This is a genomic window from Sphingopyxis sp. Root154, from assembly GCF_001427105.1.
GTDB lineage: Bacteria > Pseudomonadota > Alphaproteobacteria > Sphingomonadales > Sphingomonadaceae > Sphingopyxis.
Map to the genome: position 1 here is coordinate 770,039 of NZ_LMGI01000003.1, position 19,089 is coordinate 789,127.

Below are 19,089 nucleotides of genomic sequence, written 5' to 3' on the forward strand. Positions count from 1 at the left end.
TGATCCGACGTTGCCGCGCGGCTCCGCCGCGCACCCACCCCCAGCCCCTCCCTTGCAGGGAGGGGAGGAAAAAATGCCCGACCACGCCCATAGCTCCGATCCTGCCGTCCAGACCCAGCTCGATCGCCTCGCAGCGCTGTCGCCGGGCCGCGACATCCTCGGCCTCGAACGCATCGCCGAGTTGTGCGCACGCCTCGGCAACCCGCAGCTTCAGCTGCCGCGCACCTTCCATGTCGCGGGCACCAACGGCAAGGGATCGACCTGCGCCTACCTCCGCGCGATCCTCGAAGCGCAGGGACGCAAGGTCCACAGCTACACCAGCCCGCATCTCGTCCGCTTCAACGAACGCATCCGCCTCGCCGGAAGGCTGATCGACGACGAGCTGCTCGCCGCCTTGCTCGAAGAAGTGCTCGACGAGGCCGCGGACCTGCAAGCAAGCTTTTTTGAAGTCACCACCGCCGCTGCGTTCCTTGCCTTCGCGCGCATTCCCGCCGACGATTGCATCATCGAGGTGGGGCTTGGCGGGCGGCTCGACGCCACCAACATCATTCCGCCGCCCGCGGTCTGTGGTATCGCCTCGCTCGGCATCGACCATGAAGCGTTCCTGCTGGCCGCCGAAGCCGGAACGCCCGACGATCCGGCGATGCGCATCGCGTGGGAAAAAGCCGGGATCATCAAACCCGACACGCCCGTGGCAACGTTCAACTATCCGCCCGGCGTACGCGACACGATCGCCGCCAAGGTCGCCTCTGTCGGCGCGACGCTATTTCCCGAAGGAAATGGCTGGACCATAGAGGCCCAGGGCGACAGCTTTCGCTGGACGTCGAAACTGGGTTCGGTCGCAGAACCGATGCGTCCGCGCATGGCCGGGTCGCACCAGATGCGCAACGCCGGCCTCGCCATCGCGATGCTGCGTCTCGCCCCCGGCCCGCAGCCAACCGACGAAGCGATTGCGCGCGGCGTCGCGAGCGCCTTCTGGCCGGGCCGTATGCAACGCCTCGGCACCGGTCCCCTCGCCGCGCTGTTGCCCGACGGAACCGAAATCTGGCTCGACGGCGCGCATAATGTCGACGCGGGGCTCGCGCTTGCGCGCCAGTTCGCGGACGAACCGCGGCGCGTCCATCTGATCACCGGGATGCTTTCGAACAAGGATCCGGCAGCTATCATCGCGCCATTAGCCGACCGCCTCGCCAGCCTGACGGCCGTCCCCGTCCCGGGGCACGAGCATCATGGCGCCGACTCGTTCGGCCCGGAGGCGAAAGCCGCTGCATCGGTCGTCGATGCGATGCGCCGCCTGGATGTCGATCCGACGCGCGAAATCGTCCTGATCGCCGGCTCGCTCTACCTCGCGGGCGAAGTGCTCAGCGCGAACCTGCAGTTTCCGGACTGACGGCCTGAGGCGACGCCTCGGGTATCTCGATTTCGCCCGCTGTACCGATCGAGCGATCGACCAGCCCCGAGCGCATCATCCACCAGAAGATCAGGATGCCGGGAATCGCCAACGCGGTCGTCAGCAGATAGAAATCGACATAGCCGAACTGTTCGATCAGCTTGCCCGCGCTGGTCCCGGTGAGAAACCGCCCGAGAATACTTGCGGCGGCCGAGAAAAGCGCAAAGTGAGTCGCGGTAAAACGCAGATCGGCAAGCGCCGACAGATAGGCGACAACGCAGACGCCGCCGATCCCGCTGGCAAAATTCTCGAACCCGATCGCGCCGGCCATGCCCCAATTGCTGTGTCCGGCGGCGGCAAGGCCCGCAAAGCTGAAATTGGAAATCGCCATCAGGACAAGGCTGAGCAGCACCGACCGTTTCATACCGAGCCGCGCATAGACGATACCCCCGACGAACACTCCCGCGAGCAGCGCCCAGAACCCCAGGCCGACATCGTAAAAGGCGATTTCGTCGTTGGTGTAGCCGAGATCCTCGAACAATAGCCGGAAGGTCAGGTTGGCGAGCGTGTCGCCGATCTTGTGCAACAGCAGGAAGAACAGGATCAGGATCGCCCCCTCGCGCGAGAAAAATTCCGCCAACGGCCCGACGGCGCCCTTGTCGGCTGCCTGCCCTTCGCGCGACTTGGTCGGCAAGGCGACCAGCGCCCCGATGACGAGCCCGCCCACGGCAAGGACCACCCAAAGGAGCGTCGACCCGACATAGGCAGCGATCGTCCCCCAATCCGCCGCCAGCACGGCGACCAGCGCCAGCGCCGGGAGCGCGATGATCCAGTTGACGTGCCCGCTCCATCCGATGTCACGGGCGCGCCGGGCACTGAGGTCGAACAGCGGAAACAAATACCCGACAAGGACCATCAGCGTCAGAATGTCGACGCCCAGCCACTGGTCGATCTGCCGTGCGATCAGAAATGCCACCGGGAAGCTGCCGATGAAGAGCGCATAATGCGCACGCGACAGGAAGGCCGGCCAATGGCGCTCGATCTTGCGTTCGGGCTCGCCCATCACCAACCCGGTGATAATCGCCGGGAGAACCAGCGCGGCGCATACCATATAGGCAACGCCCCAACCGGCGCGTTCGGCGACAACGAGCGCCAAGGCGCCCGCCAGTGCCGCACCGATGCGCCAGCCATATTGCGACATGCCCGAACCCGTGCCCAGTTGTTCAGGCGCAAGCAGCTCGATTCGATACGCGTCGATCACGATGTCATAGGTCGCGCCGGCGAGCCCTACCGCAATCGCCGCGAGCGCGACGACCGCCAGCGAAGCCTCCGGATCGAGATTGCCCAGCACCGACACAGCGACAAAAACAAGCGCGCCGACAAGGATCAGCCACGATCGCCGCTGGCCGATCCGCCCGAGGACCGGGATACGGAACCGATCGATCGCGGGTGCCCACGCCCATTTCAGATTATAGGCGAGAAAGGTCAGCGCAAAGGCGGTGACGGACGACTTCTCGATCCCATCCTGTGCAAGGCGCGTCGTCAGCGTCGCGCCGATCATCGCGAACGGGAAACCCGACGATATGCCGAGGAACAGCGCAGCCAGGGGCGCGGGCTCCAGATAGGGTCGCAGACTGTCGCGCCACCCCTTCGGTGCCGGCATCGCCGCATCTGTCGCCATCATATTCCCCCCTTTTGGACCTGTGACGGGCCGCGGCCGGTCACATCTTGGCCTAAAGCGTTGGAGACAAATTGGAAGCGGCTAATTGGTTGCCGATCCGCCGTGCGCGGTCGGTCCGTCGCATCTCACGCCGCCTCGGGACGCCAGAAGGTGGTGAGGCCGCTGACCTTTCGCGGCGCCTGATTCTTGCACGTCATCGTTTCGACCGCGCGGAGCGCCGCGACGAGCGCCGAGGCACTGTGCGGCTTGCCAAGGCAAGCGACCGCAATGTCGGCGCCGTCCTCGGGGCACTGGCCGGTCACCAGCAGCACTGCAATGCCGCGATCTCGCGCCAGACGCGCGACTTCGCGCCCCGTCATATGCCCGGCAAGGCCAAGGTCCAGAACGACGGCATCGATCGGCTCGGCGGCCATGATCGCCACCGCCGCCTCGCCCGAATCGACCGTTGCGACGATGTCATACCCGCTGAGTTTCAGCGTGTGCTCGTTGTCGAATGCGGTCAGCGGATCATCCTCGATGATTAGCAACCGCTTGATGCAGGAAGGGCGGTGGGCGAAGAGCATGATGACTCCCTTTAACATCGCCATGACTCGCTCCGCGCCGTCCTGCAAGATTGCTTCTGCTTGCCATCGACGAAGCGAGTCTTTTCCGGCTATGAGCGTGATCACAACGCAACACTATTTTCCTTGAAAACGACAAGAAAGCCGCATCCGTTCCGATGACGACACGCCGTCCACCCCGCTCCGCGCCCCGCTCGGCGTCGAAAGCCCCTGACGATCGCGAGGTCCCTAAGGGCCGCCGTGCCGCACGCGGCGCTGCAACCGCGCTCAAAACCAAACCCGCCGAGGCCGAGCGCGAGGACGGACCGCAGCGCATCGCCAAGCTGCTCGCGCGCGCCGGCGTCGGCTCGCGCCGCGATGTCGAACGCATGGTCGAGGAGGGGCGCATCGCGCTGAACGGCCAGGTCATCGTCCACCCCGCGCCGCTGCTCACCTCGCTCGAAGGATTGACCGTCGACGGCAATCCCGTCGCCAAGCCCGTCTCGACGCGCCTGTATCGCTTCAACAAGCCCGCGGGCTGCATCACCGCGGCGCGCGATCCCAAGGGGCGCAAGACGATCTACGACCTGCTGCCCAAGGACCTTCCGCGCCTGATGCCCGTCGGCCGTCTCGACTATAACACCGAAGGGCTTTTGCTCCTCACCAACGACGGCGAGTTCAAGCGCCAGCTCGAACTGCCCGCAAGCGGCGTCGAGCGCACCTATCGCGCGCGCGCCTTTGGCGACATCAGCCAGGCGCAGCTCGAGGAGCTCGCGATGGGAATCGAGATCGACGGCGTCCGTTACGGCAAGATCGACGCCAATCTCGAACGCCGCACCGGCCGCAACCAGTGGGTCGAAATGACGCTGACCGAAGGCAAGAACCGTGAAGTCCGCAAAGTGCTCGAACATTTCGGGCTTCAGGTCAGCCGACTGATCCGCACGCGTTACGGCGCGTTCGAACTCGGCGGCATGCCGCTCGGCGCGGTCGATGTCGTGCCGCGCGACGAATTGTTCAAATTCCGGCGGCACCTCGGCTGATGCGCGTGATTTCCGGTGAATGGCGTGGCCGCAAGCTGCTCGCGCCCAAGAATGACGCGACGCGCCCGACCGCCGACCGCACACGCGAAACGCTCTTTTCGATGCTGACGAGCCGCGTCGGCAGTTTCGAGGGGCTGGTCGTCGCCGACCTCTTTGCAGGATCGGGCGCGCTCGGCATTGAGGCGCTGTCGCGCGGCGCCGAACAATGCCTGTTCGCCGAGCAGGATCGCGACGCGCTGGACGTGCTGCGCAAGAATCTGGGCGCTCTGGAAGCGACCGCACGCGCCGACATCCGCGCCGGCTCGGTGATGAGCCTCGGCCCCGCCAAGCGCGCCTACGATCTGTTGATGATCGATGCGCCTTACGACACCGGGGCGGGCAGCGTCGCGCTCGACAAGCTCAACCGCCTCGGCTGGATTGGCCCCGACAGCTGGATCTCGATCGAAACTGCGCACAATGAAACCCTTGATGTCGCAGGCTTTGCCATCGACGCCGAACGCAAGGTCGGCAAGGCAAGATTGACGTTGCTGACACCCCTTTGACATTGATCGCAAGAAACGGGACGTCATCGCCGGGCGCCTGAACTTAGGGCATTCCCATGATGCAACCGATACGATTCCGGATGGGCGCCAGCGAATGGGGCATCCTCATCCTTCTCTCGATCCTGTGGGGCGGCTCGTTTTTCTTCCTTGAGGTCGCGCTCGGTGAATTGCCACCGCTGACGCTTGTCCTGTGCCGCGTCGGCCTGTCGGCCCTGCTCATGGTCGCATTCATGGCGATCACGCGAAGGACGATGTCGAAGCACCGGGGGCTGTGGCCGGCGCTATTTCTGCTCGCCGCCCTCAACAATGCGATCCCCTTCTCGCTCTTCGCTTATGCCCAGACGCACATCGCCAGCGGCCTCGCGTCGATCCTCAATGCGACCACGCCGCTCTGGGGCGTCATCGTCGCCCATTTCCTGACCGCCGACGAAAAGGCGACTCCGGCGAAACTTGCCGGCGTATCGATCGGCATCCTCGGCGTCGCAATCATGATCGGCGGCGACCTGTGGACCCGGCTGGACGGCGACTTGACGGCGCAGCTTGCCTGTCTCGTGGCGACCTTCTCCTACGCGCTGGCGGGGGTCTACGGACGCCGGTTCCGCACATGGGGTGTAGGCCCGCTGGAGGTCGCAACGGGCCAATTGATCGCCGCGACGGTTCTGATCCTGCCGCTCGCGCTGCTGATCGAAACACCCTGGCACCTCCCCTTCCCGGGAACGCAGACATTGTTGGCACTGGCCGGGCTCGCGCTATTGTCGACGACGGTCGCCTACTTCCTCTACTTCAGCCTGATCCAGCGCGCGGGCGCAACCAATGCGCTGCTCGTCACCCTGCTCATCCCGGCCACCGCCATATTGCTCGGAACCCTCGTGCTCGGCGAGGTTCTGCGTCCGCGCCACTGGGCGGGCATGGCGTTCATCGCCGCGGGGCTCGCCGCGATCGACGGGCGGCTTTTCGACCGCTTTCGCCGTAGGCCGGTGGGTCCGGCGCAAACCGGATAAGAAGTTCAGCCGGGCCTCCGCCGTACCATAGCCAGACCCGCCCAGCTCAGCACCCCGGCAAGCGCCAGATACAGCCCGACCACCGCGGTCCCGCCCCGGTCGGCTAGCGCCTGCGCGATGATCGGCGCCATCGCGCCGCCCAAGATCCCGCCCGCATTGAAAGCGACTGACGCGCCCGTATAGCGGACTTGCACCGGGAACAGGCCGGTCAGCCAGCTACCGAGAGGGCCATAGACAAGCCCCATGACGAATAATGCCACGGCGAGGCCGAGGAAGATGAGAAACCAGTTTCCCGACGCCAGCGACGGCCCGAACACGAATCCGACAAGCACCGTCGCGCCACATCCCCAGGTCAGCACGCGCTGTGCGCTCGACGCATCGCTGACATACCCTGCAAAGATGATCCCCGCCGCCATGAACAGGATCGCGCCGAGCTGGATCAGCAGAAACTGCTCCTTCGGATATCCAAGTGCCGTTGTGCCGTGCCCGAGCGCGAAGCTGGTCGCGAGATAGAAGATCGCGAAACAGGCAACGACCGCGAAGGTTCCCGCGAGCGTCGCAACCAGATGATGCCGGAACAGATCGCCAAGCGGCACCGCCACCGGCGCGCCCGTCTCGAGCGCCTCGGCAAAGTCCGGCGTCTCGCCGATCTTCAGCCGCACCCACAGCCCCAGGCCGACAAGCACCGCCGAGAGCAGGAACGGAATACGCCAGCCCCAAGCCGCGAAATCGGCGTCGCTGAGGCCAAGGCCCAGCAGCAAGAACAGCCCGTTCGCGGCTATGAATCCGACTGGAGCACCAAGCTGCGGGAACATGCCAAAGCGCGATTCCCATCCCGACGGCGCATTCTCTACCGCAAGCAGGGCCGCCCCGCCCCACTCGCCGCCGAGTCCGAACCCCTGCCCGAAGCGCAGGATGCAGAGCAGCAACGGCGCAACCCACCCGACCATCGCATAGGTCGGCAGAAAGGCGATCAGCAGCGTCGAGGCGCCCATCAGCATCAGCGAAGCGACAAGCGTCGACTTGCGTCCGATCCGGTCGCCATAATGACCGAAGACGATCGCCCCGATCGGTCGTGCGAAGAAAGCGAGGCCGAAGGTCATGAAGCTGTACATCAGCTGCGCCGATGCCGACTCGGCAGGAAAGAAAAGCGGCCCGAAGACGAGCGCCGCCGCGGTGCCGTAAATATAGAAATCATAGAATTCGACCGCCGTGCCAACGAGGCTCGCGGTCAAGATGCGGCGATGCGCGCGATAGGGTGCCAGATCCAAGGTGAACGCCTTTCGATACCGGCGCCGCTTTGAACGCGTTCCCGGGTCCGGCGCAAGCCGGAATGCACCCGCTTAGCGCCCTCTCACCGGAAGCTGTGCCCGAAGCCGTTGCAGTTCCTGCCCCGACAGGGGCCGGAGCCCCGCGACGGGTTTGCCCTCGCGAAGCCGTTTGCGGTCCTTTTCCGACGGTTCGACCCGGCGCACGCGCACCGGGGCGTGGCCCTGTGCCTTGATACCGAGCTCTTCGGCAGCGCCGCGCGAGAGATCGATAATCCGCCCCAGCGCAAATGGGCCGCGATCATTGACGCGCACGATGATGCGGCGGCCGGTATCTAGAGCGGTCACCTCGACATAGGTCGGCAACGGCAGCGTGGTATGTGCCGCGGTTATCCAGCCCGAACGGAATTGTTCGCCATTGGCGGTGCGGTTGCCGGATTCGCTCCCGTACCAGCTTGCATAGCCGACCGCGTCATAGGCCGGGGCCGCGGCGGGTACATAGGTCGTGCCGCGGATCGAATAGGCTGGCCCGATCCGGACCGGGGCGTCGGCTACCGGCCGGAAATTGCCGCCGGCACAGGCCGAGAGTATCGAAATCGCCGCGGTGGCACTCGCCAGCCGGATTGTGTGATATGCGTGCATCGCCCGACCGTAGATGCAGAGAATGTCGAGATAAAGACCCGACCTTCGCTAAAGGACGCTCGTTCGGATATTACCCCCGTCGTTCCAGCATCGGTGTCTCGTCGCGGCGCAGCGTCAGGACCTCGACGCCGCTGCCCGTCACCGCGACCGTATGTTCGAATTGCGCGGAGAGCTTCCGGTCGTTGGTCACGACGGTCCATCCGTCGCTCGTCGTCGTGACCTTGCGGGTGCCCTGGTTCACCATCGGCTCGATGGTAAAAACCATGCCCTCGCGCAGCTTCAGGCCCGTTCCCGGCCGTCCGTAATTCAGCACTTGCGGCTCCTCGTGCATCTCGCGGCCGATGCCGTGCCCGCAATATTCGCGCACGACCGAATAGCCGTTCTTTTTGGCATGCCGCTCGATCGCGAAGCCGACGTCCCCCAGATGCGCCCCGGGCCGCACCTGACCGATGCCCTTCCACATGGCCTCCTGCGCGACGCGCGCCAGCCGCCTTGCTGCCGGCGGAACATCGCCCACCAGATAGGTCTTGCTCGAATCGGCGATGAAGCCGTTCTTTTCGAGCGTGATGTCGAGGTTGATGATGTCGCCGTCGCCGATGATCTCGTGCGGATCGGGCACCCCGTGACAGACGACATGGTTGATCGAGCAGTTCAGGACATATTTGAAGCCATACTGCCCCTTGCTTGCCGGGCGCGCGGCAAGGTCGACGCTGATGAAGCGATCGACAAGGTCATTGACCTGCATCGTCGACATGCCGGTCAGATCCAGCCCGTCCAGCATTTCGAAAACCGACGCCAGCAACTTGCCCGATACGCGCATCAGCGCCAGTTCGTCCGGGGTCTTGACCATGTCAGGCGGCCGCCACATCCACGAGGCGCACCTGCGCCGCAACCAATTGCGACTGTACGATATCGTTGAAAGACAGGGTCGGATTGGCTTCGGCCAGCATGCCGATCTTCATCCAGAATTCGGCCTGCGCATTGATCGACCGGCACATCACCGTGCTGGCCCGCCGCGCTTCCTCATGCAGGTCGTCGTCGATTTTCACAATGCCCATGGCTTCTCTTCCGGTTGATCGATATACGAATCATATATGGTTCGTATGCACGTAGGTCAATCGGAAGCGTGACCAGGAGGCCCGCTCGCCATGCGTTGGCGAAACCGCCGCCGACACGTTACAGCGCTGACATGGACAATCCCTCATCCCGTCGGTTCGGCATCATCGGCGCGGGCCGCGTCGCGCAGGCGCTCGCCATCGCGTTCTCAGCACATTCAGCCGCCCCGCCGCTGCTCTGGAGCCGCTCCCCCGGACCGGCGCGCGCTGCCGCGGCGCGGATCGGCTGTGCCGACGTCGCCGCGGGCGCCGGTCACGTTATGGCCGCGTGCGACATCATCGCTATCGCGGTGTCGGACGACGCCTTGGCGGAGATTGCCTCTGACATTGGACAGATGCTGCCGACGGACCGCACTCCCTTCGTCTTCCACGTCAGCGGGCGCAGCGGCGCCGCGATTCTCGAACCGGTCCGCATAGCGGGCGGACTGACGGCTGCGGTGCATCCTGCGATGACCTTTACCGGACACCCCGAAAGCGAGGCCCGGCGCATGGCCGGGGCACGGTTCGCGATCACCGGCTCGACGCCCGAAGCCACCGGTCAGGCGAAACATATTGTCGACCTGTTGAACGGCGTCGCCGTCGAAATCGCCGAGGAACGGCGCGCGCTCTATCACGCGGCGTTGTGCCATGCGTCCAACCATCTGGTGACGCTGATCGCCGGTGCATCGGACGCGCTGGCCGATGCCGGGGTCGACGATCCGGCGGCGCTGCTCGCTCCGCTTGTCCGGGCAGCGCTGGAAAACAGTCTCGATCAGGGTTTTGCAGGTTTATCGGGACCGTTGCTACGCGGCGATGACCGGACGATAAGCAACCATATCGACGCGCTCGCCGCATATTCGCCAAAGCTTTTGCCCGCCTATCGCGCAATGGCCCTCGCCACGATGGACGAGCTGAGGCGCACCGGGACGGGCGTTTCCTCCCGCCTCACCGCACTGGACAGCCTGCTCGCTGTTCCCTAATCGTTCGCGCGTGAACGACACCCCTGCCTCCCTGCCCGACCTGCCCACGCCCGACCCGTCGGACCCGCCCTATCTCCAGGGCCTCAACGGCCCGCAGCGCCAGGCGGTGTTGACCACCGAAGGCCCGGTCCTGATGCTCGCAGGCGCGGGGACCGGAAAGACCGCCGCGCTGACCGCGCGCCTCGCGCACATCATGGCGACGCGCCGGGCGTGGCCGTCCGAAATCCTCGCGGTGACCTTCACCAACAAGGCGGCGCGCGAAATGCGCGAGCGCATCGGGCGGATGATCGGCGACGCGGTCGAAGGCATGCCCTGGCTCGGCACCTTCCACAGCATCGCTGCCAAGATGCTGCGTCGTCACGCCGAGCTTGTCGGGCTGCAGAGCAATTTCACCATCCTCGACACCGACGACCAGCTACGCGTTCTCAAGCAGCTGATCCAGGCCGAAGGGCTCGACGAGAAGCGCTGGCCCGCGCGCCAGCTCGCCGGGCTGATCGACAAATGGAAGAACCGCGGACTCGTTCCTGCCGATCTCGACGCCGCCGACAAGGAATCCTACGCCGACGGCAAGGGCCAGCATTTCTATGCGCTGTATCAGGCCCGGCTAAAGACGCTGAACGCCTGCGATTTCGGCGACCTGTTGCTCCACATGCTGGTGATCCTGAAGACCCACCGCGACGTGCTCGCGCAATATCAGGACCGCTTCAAATATATCCTCGTCGATGAATATCAGGACACCAACGCCAGCCAGTATCTGTGGCTTAGACTGCTTGCGCAGCAACGGAAGAACATCTGCTGTGTCGGCGACGACGACCAGTCGATCTATTCGTGGCGCGGCGCCGAGGTGGCGAACATCCTGCGCTTCGAAAAGGATTTCCCCGGCGCGACCGTGATCCGCCTCGAACAAAATTACCGCTCGACGCCGCAGATACTCGCCGCCGCATCGGCGCTGATCGCGCAGAATTCGGGTCGCCTCGGCAAGACGCTGTGGACCGACCTCGAACCCGGCGACAAGCTCCGCGTCGTCGGCGTGTGGGACGGGCCCGAGGAGGCACGGCGGATTGGCGAGGAACTGGAGACGCTCCAGCGCCGCCGCGTCTCGCTCGACCGCGCGGCGATTCTCGTGCGCGCACAGTTCCAGACACGCGAGTTCGAGGACCGCTTTATCGCGATCGGCATGCCGTACCGCATCGTCGGCGGCTTCCGCTTCTACGAACGCGCCGAAATCCGCGACGCGCTCGCCTATCTCCGTCTCGTCCAGTCGAGCGCCGACGATCTCGCGTTCGAACGGATCATCAACACACCGAAGCGCGGGCTCGGCGACAAGGCGCTCGCACGCATCCACCAGTTCGCACGCCACGAGCGGGCGCCGCTTCTCCATGCCGCGTCGCGTATCACCGAAACCGACGAGCTGACACCGCAGGCGCGCCGCCAGCTCGCAAACTTCATCGCCCAGATGCGTAATTGGCAGGCAAAGGCCAACGAGCTGTCACACCCCGAACTGACGCAACTGATCCTCGACGAATCGGGTTACACCGCGATGCTTCAGGCCGACCGCAGCGTCGAAGCCGCAGGACGGCTTGAGAACCTCTCCGAACTCGTCCGCGCGATGGAAGAATATGAATCGCTTGAGGCGTTCCTCGAACATGTAAGCCTCGTCATGGACCGCGACAACAACGACACTACCGAAACGGTTACGATCATGACGATCCACGCCGCCAAGGGGCTAGAATTCGACCATGTCTTCCTGGCTGGCTGGGAGGATGGCGTCTTCCCGTCGCAACGGTCGATGGACGAAGGCGGGACACAAAGCCTCGAAGAAGAGCGCCGCCTCGCCTATGTAGCGATCACGCGGGCACGCGAGCGCGCGAGCATTTATCACGCCGCCAACCGGCGCATCTATGGCCAGTGGGTCAGCAGCATCCCCAGCCGCTTCATCGCCGAAATCCCGCCCGAACATGTCGACAGCGAAAACAGCTTCGGCGGCGGCCAGAGCCTGTGGCGCGCTAACTGGTCGGCGCAGGGCGACCCCTTCGCACATGTCGCCGAACGTCAACCCGCGCGCACGATGACGCGCGGCCCCGCGTGGCAGCGCGCAGTCGCTTCATCATCGACCGTCACGCGCGCGTCTGCGCCCAGTGAAAAGGGACCCGCCGCCTCGATCGGCGCCAAGGCTCGCTCGGATCTCGCGATCGGGATGCGCGTCTTCCACGAGAAATTCGGCTATGGCGACATCACCGACATTGACGGCAACAAGCTCGAGGTCGAGTTCGAACACGCGGGCACCAAGAGGGTATTGGATAGCTTTATCACGCTCGCCTGAAATCGATTGTCGACTCTTTCAATTATGATATGTCATATCATGCGATCATGAGTCGCGTGTTGGGAGAGACTTCATGAAAACCAAGCTCTTAGCGGGCGCGATGGCGCTCGCCCTGATCGGCTGTTCGGAAAAAAACTCGGAATCCCGGAGAGAAGCCCCCGCTTACGACATGGCCCCGATCGATGCCTCCGAAACGGTGCCGGCCCAGTCCATTCCCGCGCCCGTGGCCGCTCCCCCGGGCGCGATGCGCAGTCCCAATATCGGCGTCTCGGCGGCGCCCGGCGTCGCGTTCAACTATTCCTACGCCTTCCGTCTCGATGACAATCGCATCGCAAAGGTGCAGGAGGATCATGCCGCCGCATGCGAAGCACTTGGCATCAACCGCTGCCGCATCGCCGGGATGACGTATCGCCTGGTGCGCGAAAATGAGGTTGAAGCCCAACTCCTCTTCAAGCTCGATCCTGCGATAGCCCGCAAATTCGGCCGCGATGCCCTCGCAAGCGTCGAAAAGGCGGAAGGTGTGCTCGCGGCGACGCGGATCAGCGGGGAGGACGTCGGGACACAGATCAGCGACTCGCAGCGCCGCAGCGCCGACCTCAATGCCGAGATCGCGCGTCTCGAAACGCGGCTGAAACAGGGTGGTCTCGGCGATCGCGAGCGCGCCGAATTGCAGCAGCAGATCGCCGGAATGCGCCGCCAACTCGACGGCGAACGCGACACGCGCCGGACCGACGAGGCCATGCTCGCCACGACGCCGATGCAATTCGATTACGTCGGCACCGGCGGACTGCCCGGCATCGGCTATGGCAACCCGTTCAGCGACGCGTTGAACATGCTCGTCCACAGCGGCAGCGTGATGCTGTCCTTCATCCTTGTCGTTGGGGCCGCCGTCCTGCCGTGGGCGCTGTTCTTCGCGCTTCTGCTGATGATCTGGCGGACCCCGCCCATGCTCGTCGCCCGGAAATGGCTCCGCGGCGCAACCCGGCCGCCCGAAGCTTCCCTTACGGCAGCCTGAGGCACGCGGGGCGTCGCTTGCAAAGGTCCGATGCTGCGTTATGGCAAGAGCCATGACGCAGCAGACGACATGGCTGGACCGGGCACGCGACGCCCATCGCCGCGGCGATATTGCGGCGGAAACCGCGGCGCTCGACGATGCGATCCGCGCCGACCGCGGGAATATCGGCGCGCTGCTTGCCATGGCCGAACTCAAGCGCCGCCTCACCGACGGTCGCGCGGCCGGCAGTTTCTATCGCCTGGCACTCGGCGCCGCAGCACAAGCCCGGAGCGTCCCCCCTGCCCTTCATCCCGGCCTCCAGCGCGCTGAACAATTCCTCGCCGAAACCGACCGCGCCTTTGCCGAGCACCTGCTCGGCCAATTGCGCAGCGCAGGGATCAACGCCGGCACAGCAACGCCGCGCGTCGCCGAGGCCCTTCGAATGATGGCGGGCGAACAGCCGCTCTATTTGCAACAGCCCAGCATGTTTTACTTTCCCGGCCTCGCGCAGCGGCCCTTTTTCGACCGTGCCGATTTCGATTGGGTTCCCGCAGTCGAAGCCGCGACGGATGCGATCCGTGCCGAACTGCTGGCCATGATCGGCAATTCGTCCGATCGCTTCGGCCCGTATGTGACCGCCAGCCCCGACCGACCGCCGCCCAATAATCCGCTGCTCGACAAGCCCGATTGGGGCGCTGCGTGGCTGTGGAAGGACGGGAAGGTCGCCGACGGGATGGACGGAATCTGCCCCGCCACCCTCGCCGCGCTCGAATTGGCGCCGCAGCCGGTAATCCCGGGCCGCGCACCGATCGCGCTCTTCTCACGCCTCACGCCCGGCACGCATATCCAGCCGCATCACGGCCTGCTCAACACGCGCCTTATCTGCCATCTGCCGCTGATCGTTCCCGATGGCTGCGGCATCCGCGTCGGTGCCGAAACGCGAGGGTGGCGCGAGGGCGAGATGCTGATGTTCGACGACAGCTTCGAACATGAAGCGTGGAACCGCGGCACCAGCGACCGCACGATCCTGCTGTTCGAAATCTGGCGCCCCGACATCGACGCCGACGAACGCGCGCAACTCACACGGATTTTCTCGGCGATCAACACTTACGCCGAACAATAAATCAAGGGACAGGAAGATAATGAGCAACCCGGGAATGGACGCCGAAATTTATGACGCCTTCATCGAACAGCTGCAGCGCTACGTCCGCGAGCGCCTGATCCCCGCGGAAGACCAGCTCGAAGAACTCGGCCGCGTCCCTGACGATATCCTAACGGAAATGCGCGACATGGGCCTGTTCGGGGTCACGATGCCCGAGGAATATGGCGGCGCGGGAATGAACGTCAGCCAATATGTCGGCTTTATCCGCGAGATCGCTTACGCCTCCCCCGCCTATCGCTCGATCATCTCGATCAACATCGGCATGGTGTGCAAATCGCTCGTTGGCTTCGGCACTGCGCAGCAGAAGGAACATTGGCTGCCCAAACTCGCGGCCGGCGAAATCGCGGCCTTCGGCCTCACCGAACCCGATAGCGGATCGGACAGCGCCGCGATGAAGACCCGCGCGGTGCGCGACGGCAACGGCTATGTTCTCAACGGCACCAAGCGCTACATCACCAACGCCCCCTTCGCCGACGTCATCCTCGTCATGGCCCGCACTAATGCCGAGGCGCTGCCGAAGAACGCCCATGTCAGCGCCTTCATGGTTCCGCGCGATGCGCCGGGCGTGTCGATCGGCAAGCCCGACGGCAAGATGGGCCAGGCGGGGTCGCAGATCGCCGACGTCATCCTCGAGGATGTCCATGTTGACGGCGACGCGCTGCTCGGCGGCGAGGAAGGCATCGGCTTCCGTGCGGCAATGCAAAGCCTCGACAACGGCCGCCTGTCGGTCGCCGCAGCCAGCGTCGGTTATGCAAAGCGCATGCTCGACGCCGGCCTCAAATATGCGATGGAGCGCAAGGCATTTGGCGAGCGGATCGCCAATTTCCAGCTGATTCAGGCGATGCTCGCCGACAGCAAGGCCGAAATCTACGCCGCCGAATGCATGCTCGCCGACGCCTGCGCGCGCGCCGACCGTGGCGAAAAGATACTCGTCGAAGCAGCGGCGACAAAGATGTTCGCCAGCGAAATGTGCGGACGCGTCGCCGACCGCGTCGTCCAGATCCACGGCGGCGCAGGCTATCTCAAGGAATATCTGGCCGAACGCTTCTATCGCGACTGCCGAATTTATCGCATTTATGAAGGGACGACGCAGATCCAGCAGCTCGTCATCGCGAAGAACATGATCCGCGATTTTGCGGGTTGATGTGTTGGAAGGGTCGCTGGTGGAGCCGAGGGGAATCGAACCCCTGACCTCTGCAGTGCGATTGCAGCGCTCTCCCATCTGAGCTACGGCCCCGCGACGGGCAGGGTCTTAACGACGCTGATTGGCGGTGGCAACGGCTTTTCTGACGATTGCCGCCGTCACCGGAAAAATTGGGAATGGGGGGATTCCGATGGCCAAGGCATGGCATTTGACCAGTCGTCCGCAGGGGCTGCCGACGATCGATAATTTCGCGTTGCGCGAGGTGCCCGACGCGCCGCTCCAAAAGGACCAGCTTCGTATCCGCAATCTCTGGCTGTCGGTCGATCCGTACATGCGCGGGCGGATGAACGACGCCAAAAGCTATGCCGCCAGCTTCCAGATCGACCAGCCGATGACCGGCGGAGCGATCGGCGAGGTCATCGAAAGCACGATGGAAGGCTTTTCGCCGGGCGACCTGATCCTCCACATGGGCGGTTGGCGCGACGGCGGCGTCATCGGCCTCGACATGATGCCGAACAAGCTGCCTGCAGACATGCTGGCTGCGGGCCTGACCCCGCAAACCTTTCTGCACAATATGGGTCTGACCGGCGGAACTGCATGGATCGGCTTGCTCCGTGTCGCGGCGGCCAGGCCTGGAGATACGATATTCGTCTCGGCCGCCGCGGGTGCGGTCGGTTCGGCGGTCGTGCAGATCGCCAAGGCGCGCGAAATGACGGTGATCGGCTCTGCCGGCGGCCCGGACAAATGCGCTTGGGCCCTCGATCTCGGTGCAGACGCGGCGATCGACTACAAAGCCGGCCCGGTGCTCGCCCAACTCGCCGCCGCGCTCGAACGCCTCGGCAAACCGGGCATCGACGTCTATTTCGACAATGTGGGTGGCGAGCACCTCGACGCGGCCTTTGCGACGGCGAATGATTTTGCGCGCTTCGCGATCTGCGGCATGATCGATGTCTACAACGACGCGAGGCCGCAGGAGATGAAATATATCATCCGGGCCATTCCGGCGCGGATCCGCATGGAAGGCTTCATCTACACCGACCAGTTCATTGACTGCATGGAGGAGTTCTATGCCGACATGGGTGGTTTAATCGCCAGCGGGGCAGTGACGATGCGCGAAACCGTACACGATGGGCTGGCGTCGGCACCCGACGCCTTCCTCGGCCTGTTCTCCGGCGGGAATATGGGAAAGATGCTGGTCAAGATCTGACCAGCACGCCTTTCGGCCTGCGGTCAGGTATCGAAGCCGACTGACAGGAAGCCCGGCATCGGGCCGTTCCAGCCGTCGTCGGGGCCGTCCAGATCATCCTGCCTGGCGTGCGCCGGTTTGCGATCGTTACGCGGCCTCCGGTCATCACGTGGTTTCCGGTCTTCGTGCGGCTTGGCAGGCTGCGCTTCGGCGGCCTGTGCCGGACGCGCCGGCGCTTTCTCGGGCTTAGCAGCAGCTTTGCCGCGTCCACCGCGCGTCGAACGTCCGCGCCGCGGCTCGCCTTCTTCCTCATCGCGATCGGGCTTGGCGACATCCGCCACCGGCGCGCCGCCGCCATGAACAGGAATCTTGTAGCCGGTCAGCTTCTGGATATTGTCGATCGCCTCATCGTCGGATGGCGTTACCAGCGTGAACGCGCGCCCCTGCGCACCTGCACGGCCGGTACGGCCGATGCGATGGACATAATCGTCGGGATGCCACGGTGCGTCGAAATTGAAGACATGGCTGACGCCCTTGACGTCTAGACCGCGCGCCGCGACGTCGGACGCGACCAAAATGTTGATCGTGCCGTTCTTGAACCGCTCGAGTTCGGCAGTGCGGCTCGACTGGTCCATGTCACCCTGGATCTCGCCCGCCTTATAGCCATAGCGTTGCAGGGATTTCGCCAGTTCGCGCACGGTCGTTTTGCGGTTGCAGAAGATGATCGCGGTGCCGACCTTCTCGGCCTCGATAAGGCTGCGGAGCGTGTCACGCTTGCTGCGTTCCGATGTCTTGACCAGGAACTGCTCGATATTCTCGTTCCGGCTTGCCGGACGTGCGACTTCGATCGTCTTCGGGTTCGACAGGAACTTATCGGCCAGCCGCTTGATGGGCGCCGGCATCGTCGCCGAGAAGAGCAAGGTCTGCCGAGTCGCCGGCAGCTTGGTGCAGATATTCTCGATGTCGGGGATGAAGCCCATGTCGAGCATCCGGTCGGCCTCGTCGATAACGAGCAGGTTGCAACCGGTCAGCAAAATCTTGCCGCGTTCGAACAGGTCCATCAGGCGGCCCGGGGTTGCAATCAGCACGTCAACGCCCTTTTCGAGCGCCTTGACCTGATCGCCCATCTGGACGCCGCCGATCAGCAGCGCCATCGAAAGCTTGTGATACTTGCCGTATTTTTCAAAGTTTTCAGCGACCTGCGCCGCGAGTTCGCGCGTCGGCGCAAGGATCAGCGAGCGCGGCATCAGCGCGCGGGCGCGACCGTGGGCAAGGATGTCGATCATCGGCAGCACGAACGACGCGGTCTTGCCGGTGCCCGTCTGGGCGATGCCGATGATGTCGCGCATCATCAATACCGACGGAATGACTCCCGCCTGGATCGGGGTCGCTTCGTTATACCCCGACTCGTCGATGGCGCGCAAAAGTTCGTCGGAAAGGCCGATGTCGGCAAATTTCATAAGATCATCATGTCCGGAAAAGAGTTGGCGCCCAGCCTCCCACGCGGGCGGACGTTGCCGCGGCCAATGGGCAAATGGCTGGGAAAAGTCAAGGAAAGGCCGCGATAAACGCGATTAATCGTCTTCGCGGACCGGAACCATCAGCTTGAACTTGTCGATCTCGCATTTTGCGCCGGTCCGGGCATGGATCTGATCGCGATCCTCGCACAGTTTTCCGTCCTTGCTGCCCTGCATGTAGAAACCGGCGTAAAAATCGAGCGCACGGCAACCACGGTTGAGCTGCGCGCGCAGCCGCTGCTTCTGCCGCGTAATGATATCGATGCTATCGCGCTGGACCGCCTGCATGCCCAATATATTGCGCATCGATACGCATTTGGGCGCCTTTTTCTCTTTCCAGACAACGGGCAATTCGGTCGCGCGCCTGGAAGCCGAAGGACCCGCGGCAAAATTATTGAGCTGCGAACGCTGCGCCGGCACGCGAATGATGAGCTGTTGCTCGATCACCACCTGCCAAAAGGAAGAAGCCTGTTCGGGCGTCGGCGCGGAAATTGCGACAAGCGGTTCCGGCGCCGCAACGGGCACCGCCACATCCGCCGCTGGTGCAGCGGCCACGAACCACAGGAATGCCGCCGTCAGCACAGCG

General features: G+C 64.2%; 18 protein-coding genes and 1 tRNA gene. 10 read left to right on the forward strand and 9 right to left on the reverse strand.

Features of this window, described 5'->3' with window-relative positions:
• Positions 1-73: 73 nt before the first annotated feature.
• The gene (locus ASD73_RS19200; protein WP_056374968.1) at positions 74-1,390 is read left to right on the forward strand and encodes a bifunctional folylpolyglutamate synthase/dihydrofolate synthase; all 1,317 of its coding nucleotides are present in this window, start codon (positions 74-76) and stop codon (positions 1,388-1,390) included.
• Here the strand turns inward: ASD73_RS19200 and ASD73_RS19205 are convergent.
• A complete protein-coding gene (locus ASD73_RS19205) occupies positions 1,362-3,074 on the reverse strand; it encodes an AmpG family muropeptide MFS transporter (RefSeq protein WP_235534602.1) in 1,713 nt (570 codons plus the stop codon). The two genes, ASD73_RS19200 and ASD73_RS19205, sit on opposite strands and share 29 nt — an antisense overlap.
• A 122-nt stretch (positions 3,075-3,196) precedes the next feature.
• Positions 3,197-3,658 carry a response regulator transcription factor gene (locus tag ASD73_RS19210; protein WP_235534603.1) on the reverse strand — a complete coding sequence of 154 codons (462 nt, stop codon included), beginning with the start codon at positions 3,656-3,658 and terminating at the stop codon, positions 3,197-3,199.
• Between the two features lie 131 nt (positions 3,659-3,789).
• On the opposite strand from ASD73_RS19210, the gene ASD73_RS19215 reads away from it, so the two are divergent.
• The 3 genes from ASD73_RS19215 to ASD73_RS19225 are packed head-to-tail and all read left to right on the forward strand — an operon-like array spanning position 3,790 to position 6,193.
• Positions 3,790-4,650, forward strand: a complete 861-nt coding sequence (locus ASD73_RS19215; protein WP_056374972.1) for a pseudouridine synthase — start codon at positions 3,790-3,792, stop codon at positions 4,648-4,650.
• Positions 4,650-5,192 carry a 16S rRNA (guanine(966)-N(2))-methyltransferase RsmD gene (gene rsmD / locus ASD73_RS19220; protein ID WP_056374974.1) on the forward strand — a complete coding sequence of 181 codons (543 nt, stop codon included), beginning with the start codon at positions 4,650-4,652 and terminating at the stop codon, positions 5,190-5,192. The genes ASD73_RS19215 and rsmD overlap by 1 nt, the downstream gene beginning before the upstream one ends.
• A 56-nt stretch (positions 5,193-5,248) precedes the next feature.
• Positions 5,249-6,193 (forward strand): DMT family transporter, encoded by a 945-nt coding sequence (locus ASD73_RS19225; protein WP_056374977.1) that lies wholly within the window; start codon positions 5,249-5,251, stop codon positions 6,191-6,193.
• Between the two features lie 5 nt (positions 6,194-6,198).
• Here ASD73_RS19225 and ASD73_RS19230 read toward each other — a convergent pair whose 3' ends face one another.
• The 4 genes from ASD73_RS19230 to ASD73_RS19245 all read right to left on the reverse strand — a co-directional run bounded on the left by ASD73_RS19230 (position 6,199) and on the right by ASD73_RS19245 (position 9,161).
• Positions 6,199-7,458: an MFS transporter gene (locus tag ASD73_RS19230; RefSeq protein ID WP_056375307.1), complete on the reverse strand. Its 1,260-nt coding sequence runs from the start codon at positions 7,456-7,458 to the stop codon at positions 6,199-6,201.
• Positions 7,459-7,536: 78 nt separating this feature from the next.
• Complete coding sequence (locus ASD73_RS19235) at positions 7,537-8,103, reverse strand: septal ring lytic transglycosylase RlpA family protein (RefSeq protein ID WP_056374979.1); 567 nt, start codon at positions 8,101-8,103, stop codon at positions 7,537-7,539.
• 70 nt (positions 8,104-8,173) lie between these two features.
• Entirely contained in the window at positions 8,174-8,953 is a 780-nt protein-coding gene (gene map, locus ASD73_RS19240) for a type I methionyl aminopeptidase (protein WP_056375309.1), read from the reverse strand.
• 1 nt (position 8,954) lies between these two features.
• Entirely contained in the window at positions 8,955-9,161 is a 207-nt protein-coding gene (locus ASD73_RS19245; RefSeq protein ID WP_037515180.1) for a ParD-like family protein, read from the reverse strand.
• A 131-nt stretch (positions 9,162-9,292) separates the two neighbouring features.
• Between ASD73_RS19245 and ASD73_RS19250 the strand changes: the two genes are divergently transcribed.
• The 5 genes from ASD73_RS19250 to ASD73_RS19270 all read left to right on the forward strand — a co-directional run bounded on the left by ASD73_RS19250 (position 9,293) and on the right by ASD73_RS19270 (position 15,800).
• Positions 9,293-10,177: a Rossmann-like and DUF2520 domain-containing protein gene (locus ASD73_RS19250; RefSeq protein WP_056374981.1), complete on the forward strand. Its 885-nt coding sequence runs from the start codon at positions 9,293-9,295 to the stop codon at positions 10,175-10,177.
• Between the two features lie 10 nt (positions 10,178-10,187).
• The gene (locus ASD73_RS19255; RefSeq protein WP_235534604.1) at positions 10,188-12,500 is read left to right on the forward strand and encodes an ATP-dependent helicase; all 2,313 of its coding nucleotides are present in this window, start codon (positions 10,188-10,190) and stop codon (positions 12,498-12,500) included.
• Between the two features lie 73 nt (positions 12,501-12,573).
• On the forward strand, positions 12,574-13,515 hold the full coding sequence (locus tag ASD73_RS19260) for a DUF4349 domain-containing protein (RefSeq protein ID WP_056374983.1): 942 nt from the start codon (positions 12,574-12,576) through the stop codon (positions 13,513-13,515).
• A 52-nt stretch (positions 13,516-13,567) separates the two neighbouring features.
• On the forward strand, positions 13,568-14,617 hold the full coding sequence (locus tag ASD73_RS19265) for an aspartyl/asparaginyl beta-hydroxylase domain-containing protein (protein ID WP_235534605.1): 1,050 nt from the start codon (positions 13,568-13,570) through the stop codon (positions 14,615-14,617).
• Positions 14,618-14,636: 19 nt separating this feature from the next.
• Positions 14,637-15,800: an acyl-CoA dehydrogenase family protein gene (locus ASD73_RS19270; RefSeq protein WP_056374987.1), complete on the forward strand. Its 1,164-nt coding sequence runs from the start codon at positions 14,637-14,639 to the stop codon at positions 15,798-15,800.
• Between the two features lie 17 nt (positions 15,801-15,817).
• Here ASD73_RS19270 and ASD73_RS19275 read toward each other — a convergent pair.
• Positions 15,818-15,893, reverse strand: a tRNA-Ala gene (locus ASD73_RS19275).
• Between the two features lie 97 nt (positions 15,894-15,990).
• Between ASD73_RS19275 and ASD73_RS19280 the strand changes: the two genes are divergently transcribed.
• A complete protein-coding gene (locus ASD73_RS19280; RefSeq protein ID WP_082521685.1) occupies positions 15,991-17,007 on the forward strand; it encodes an NADP-dependent oxidoreductase in 1,017 nt (338 codons plus the stop codon).
• 23 nt (positions 17,008-17,030) lie between these two features.
• Here the strand turns inward: ASD73_RS19280 and ASD73_RS19285 are convergent, their stop codons facing one another.
• Positions 17,031-18,446 (reverse strand): DEAD/DEAH box helicase, encoded by a 1,416-nt coding sequence (locus tag ASD73_RS19285; RefSeq protein ID WP_056374989.1) that lies wholly within the window; start codon positions 18,444-18,446, stop codon positions 17,031-17,033.
• A gap of 114 nt (positions 18,447-18,560) precedes the next feature.
• Complete coding sequence (locus ASD73_RS19290; protein WP_056374991.1) at positions 18,561-19,085, reverse strand: hypothetical protein; 525 nt, start codon at positions 19,083-19,085, stop codon at positions 18,561-18,563.
• Positions 19,086-19,089 lie beyond the last annotated feature (4 nt).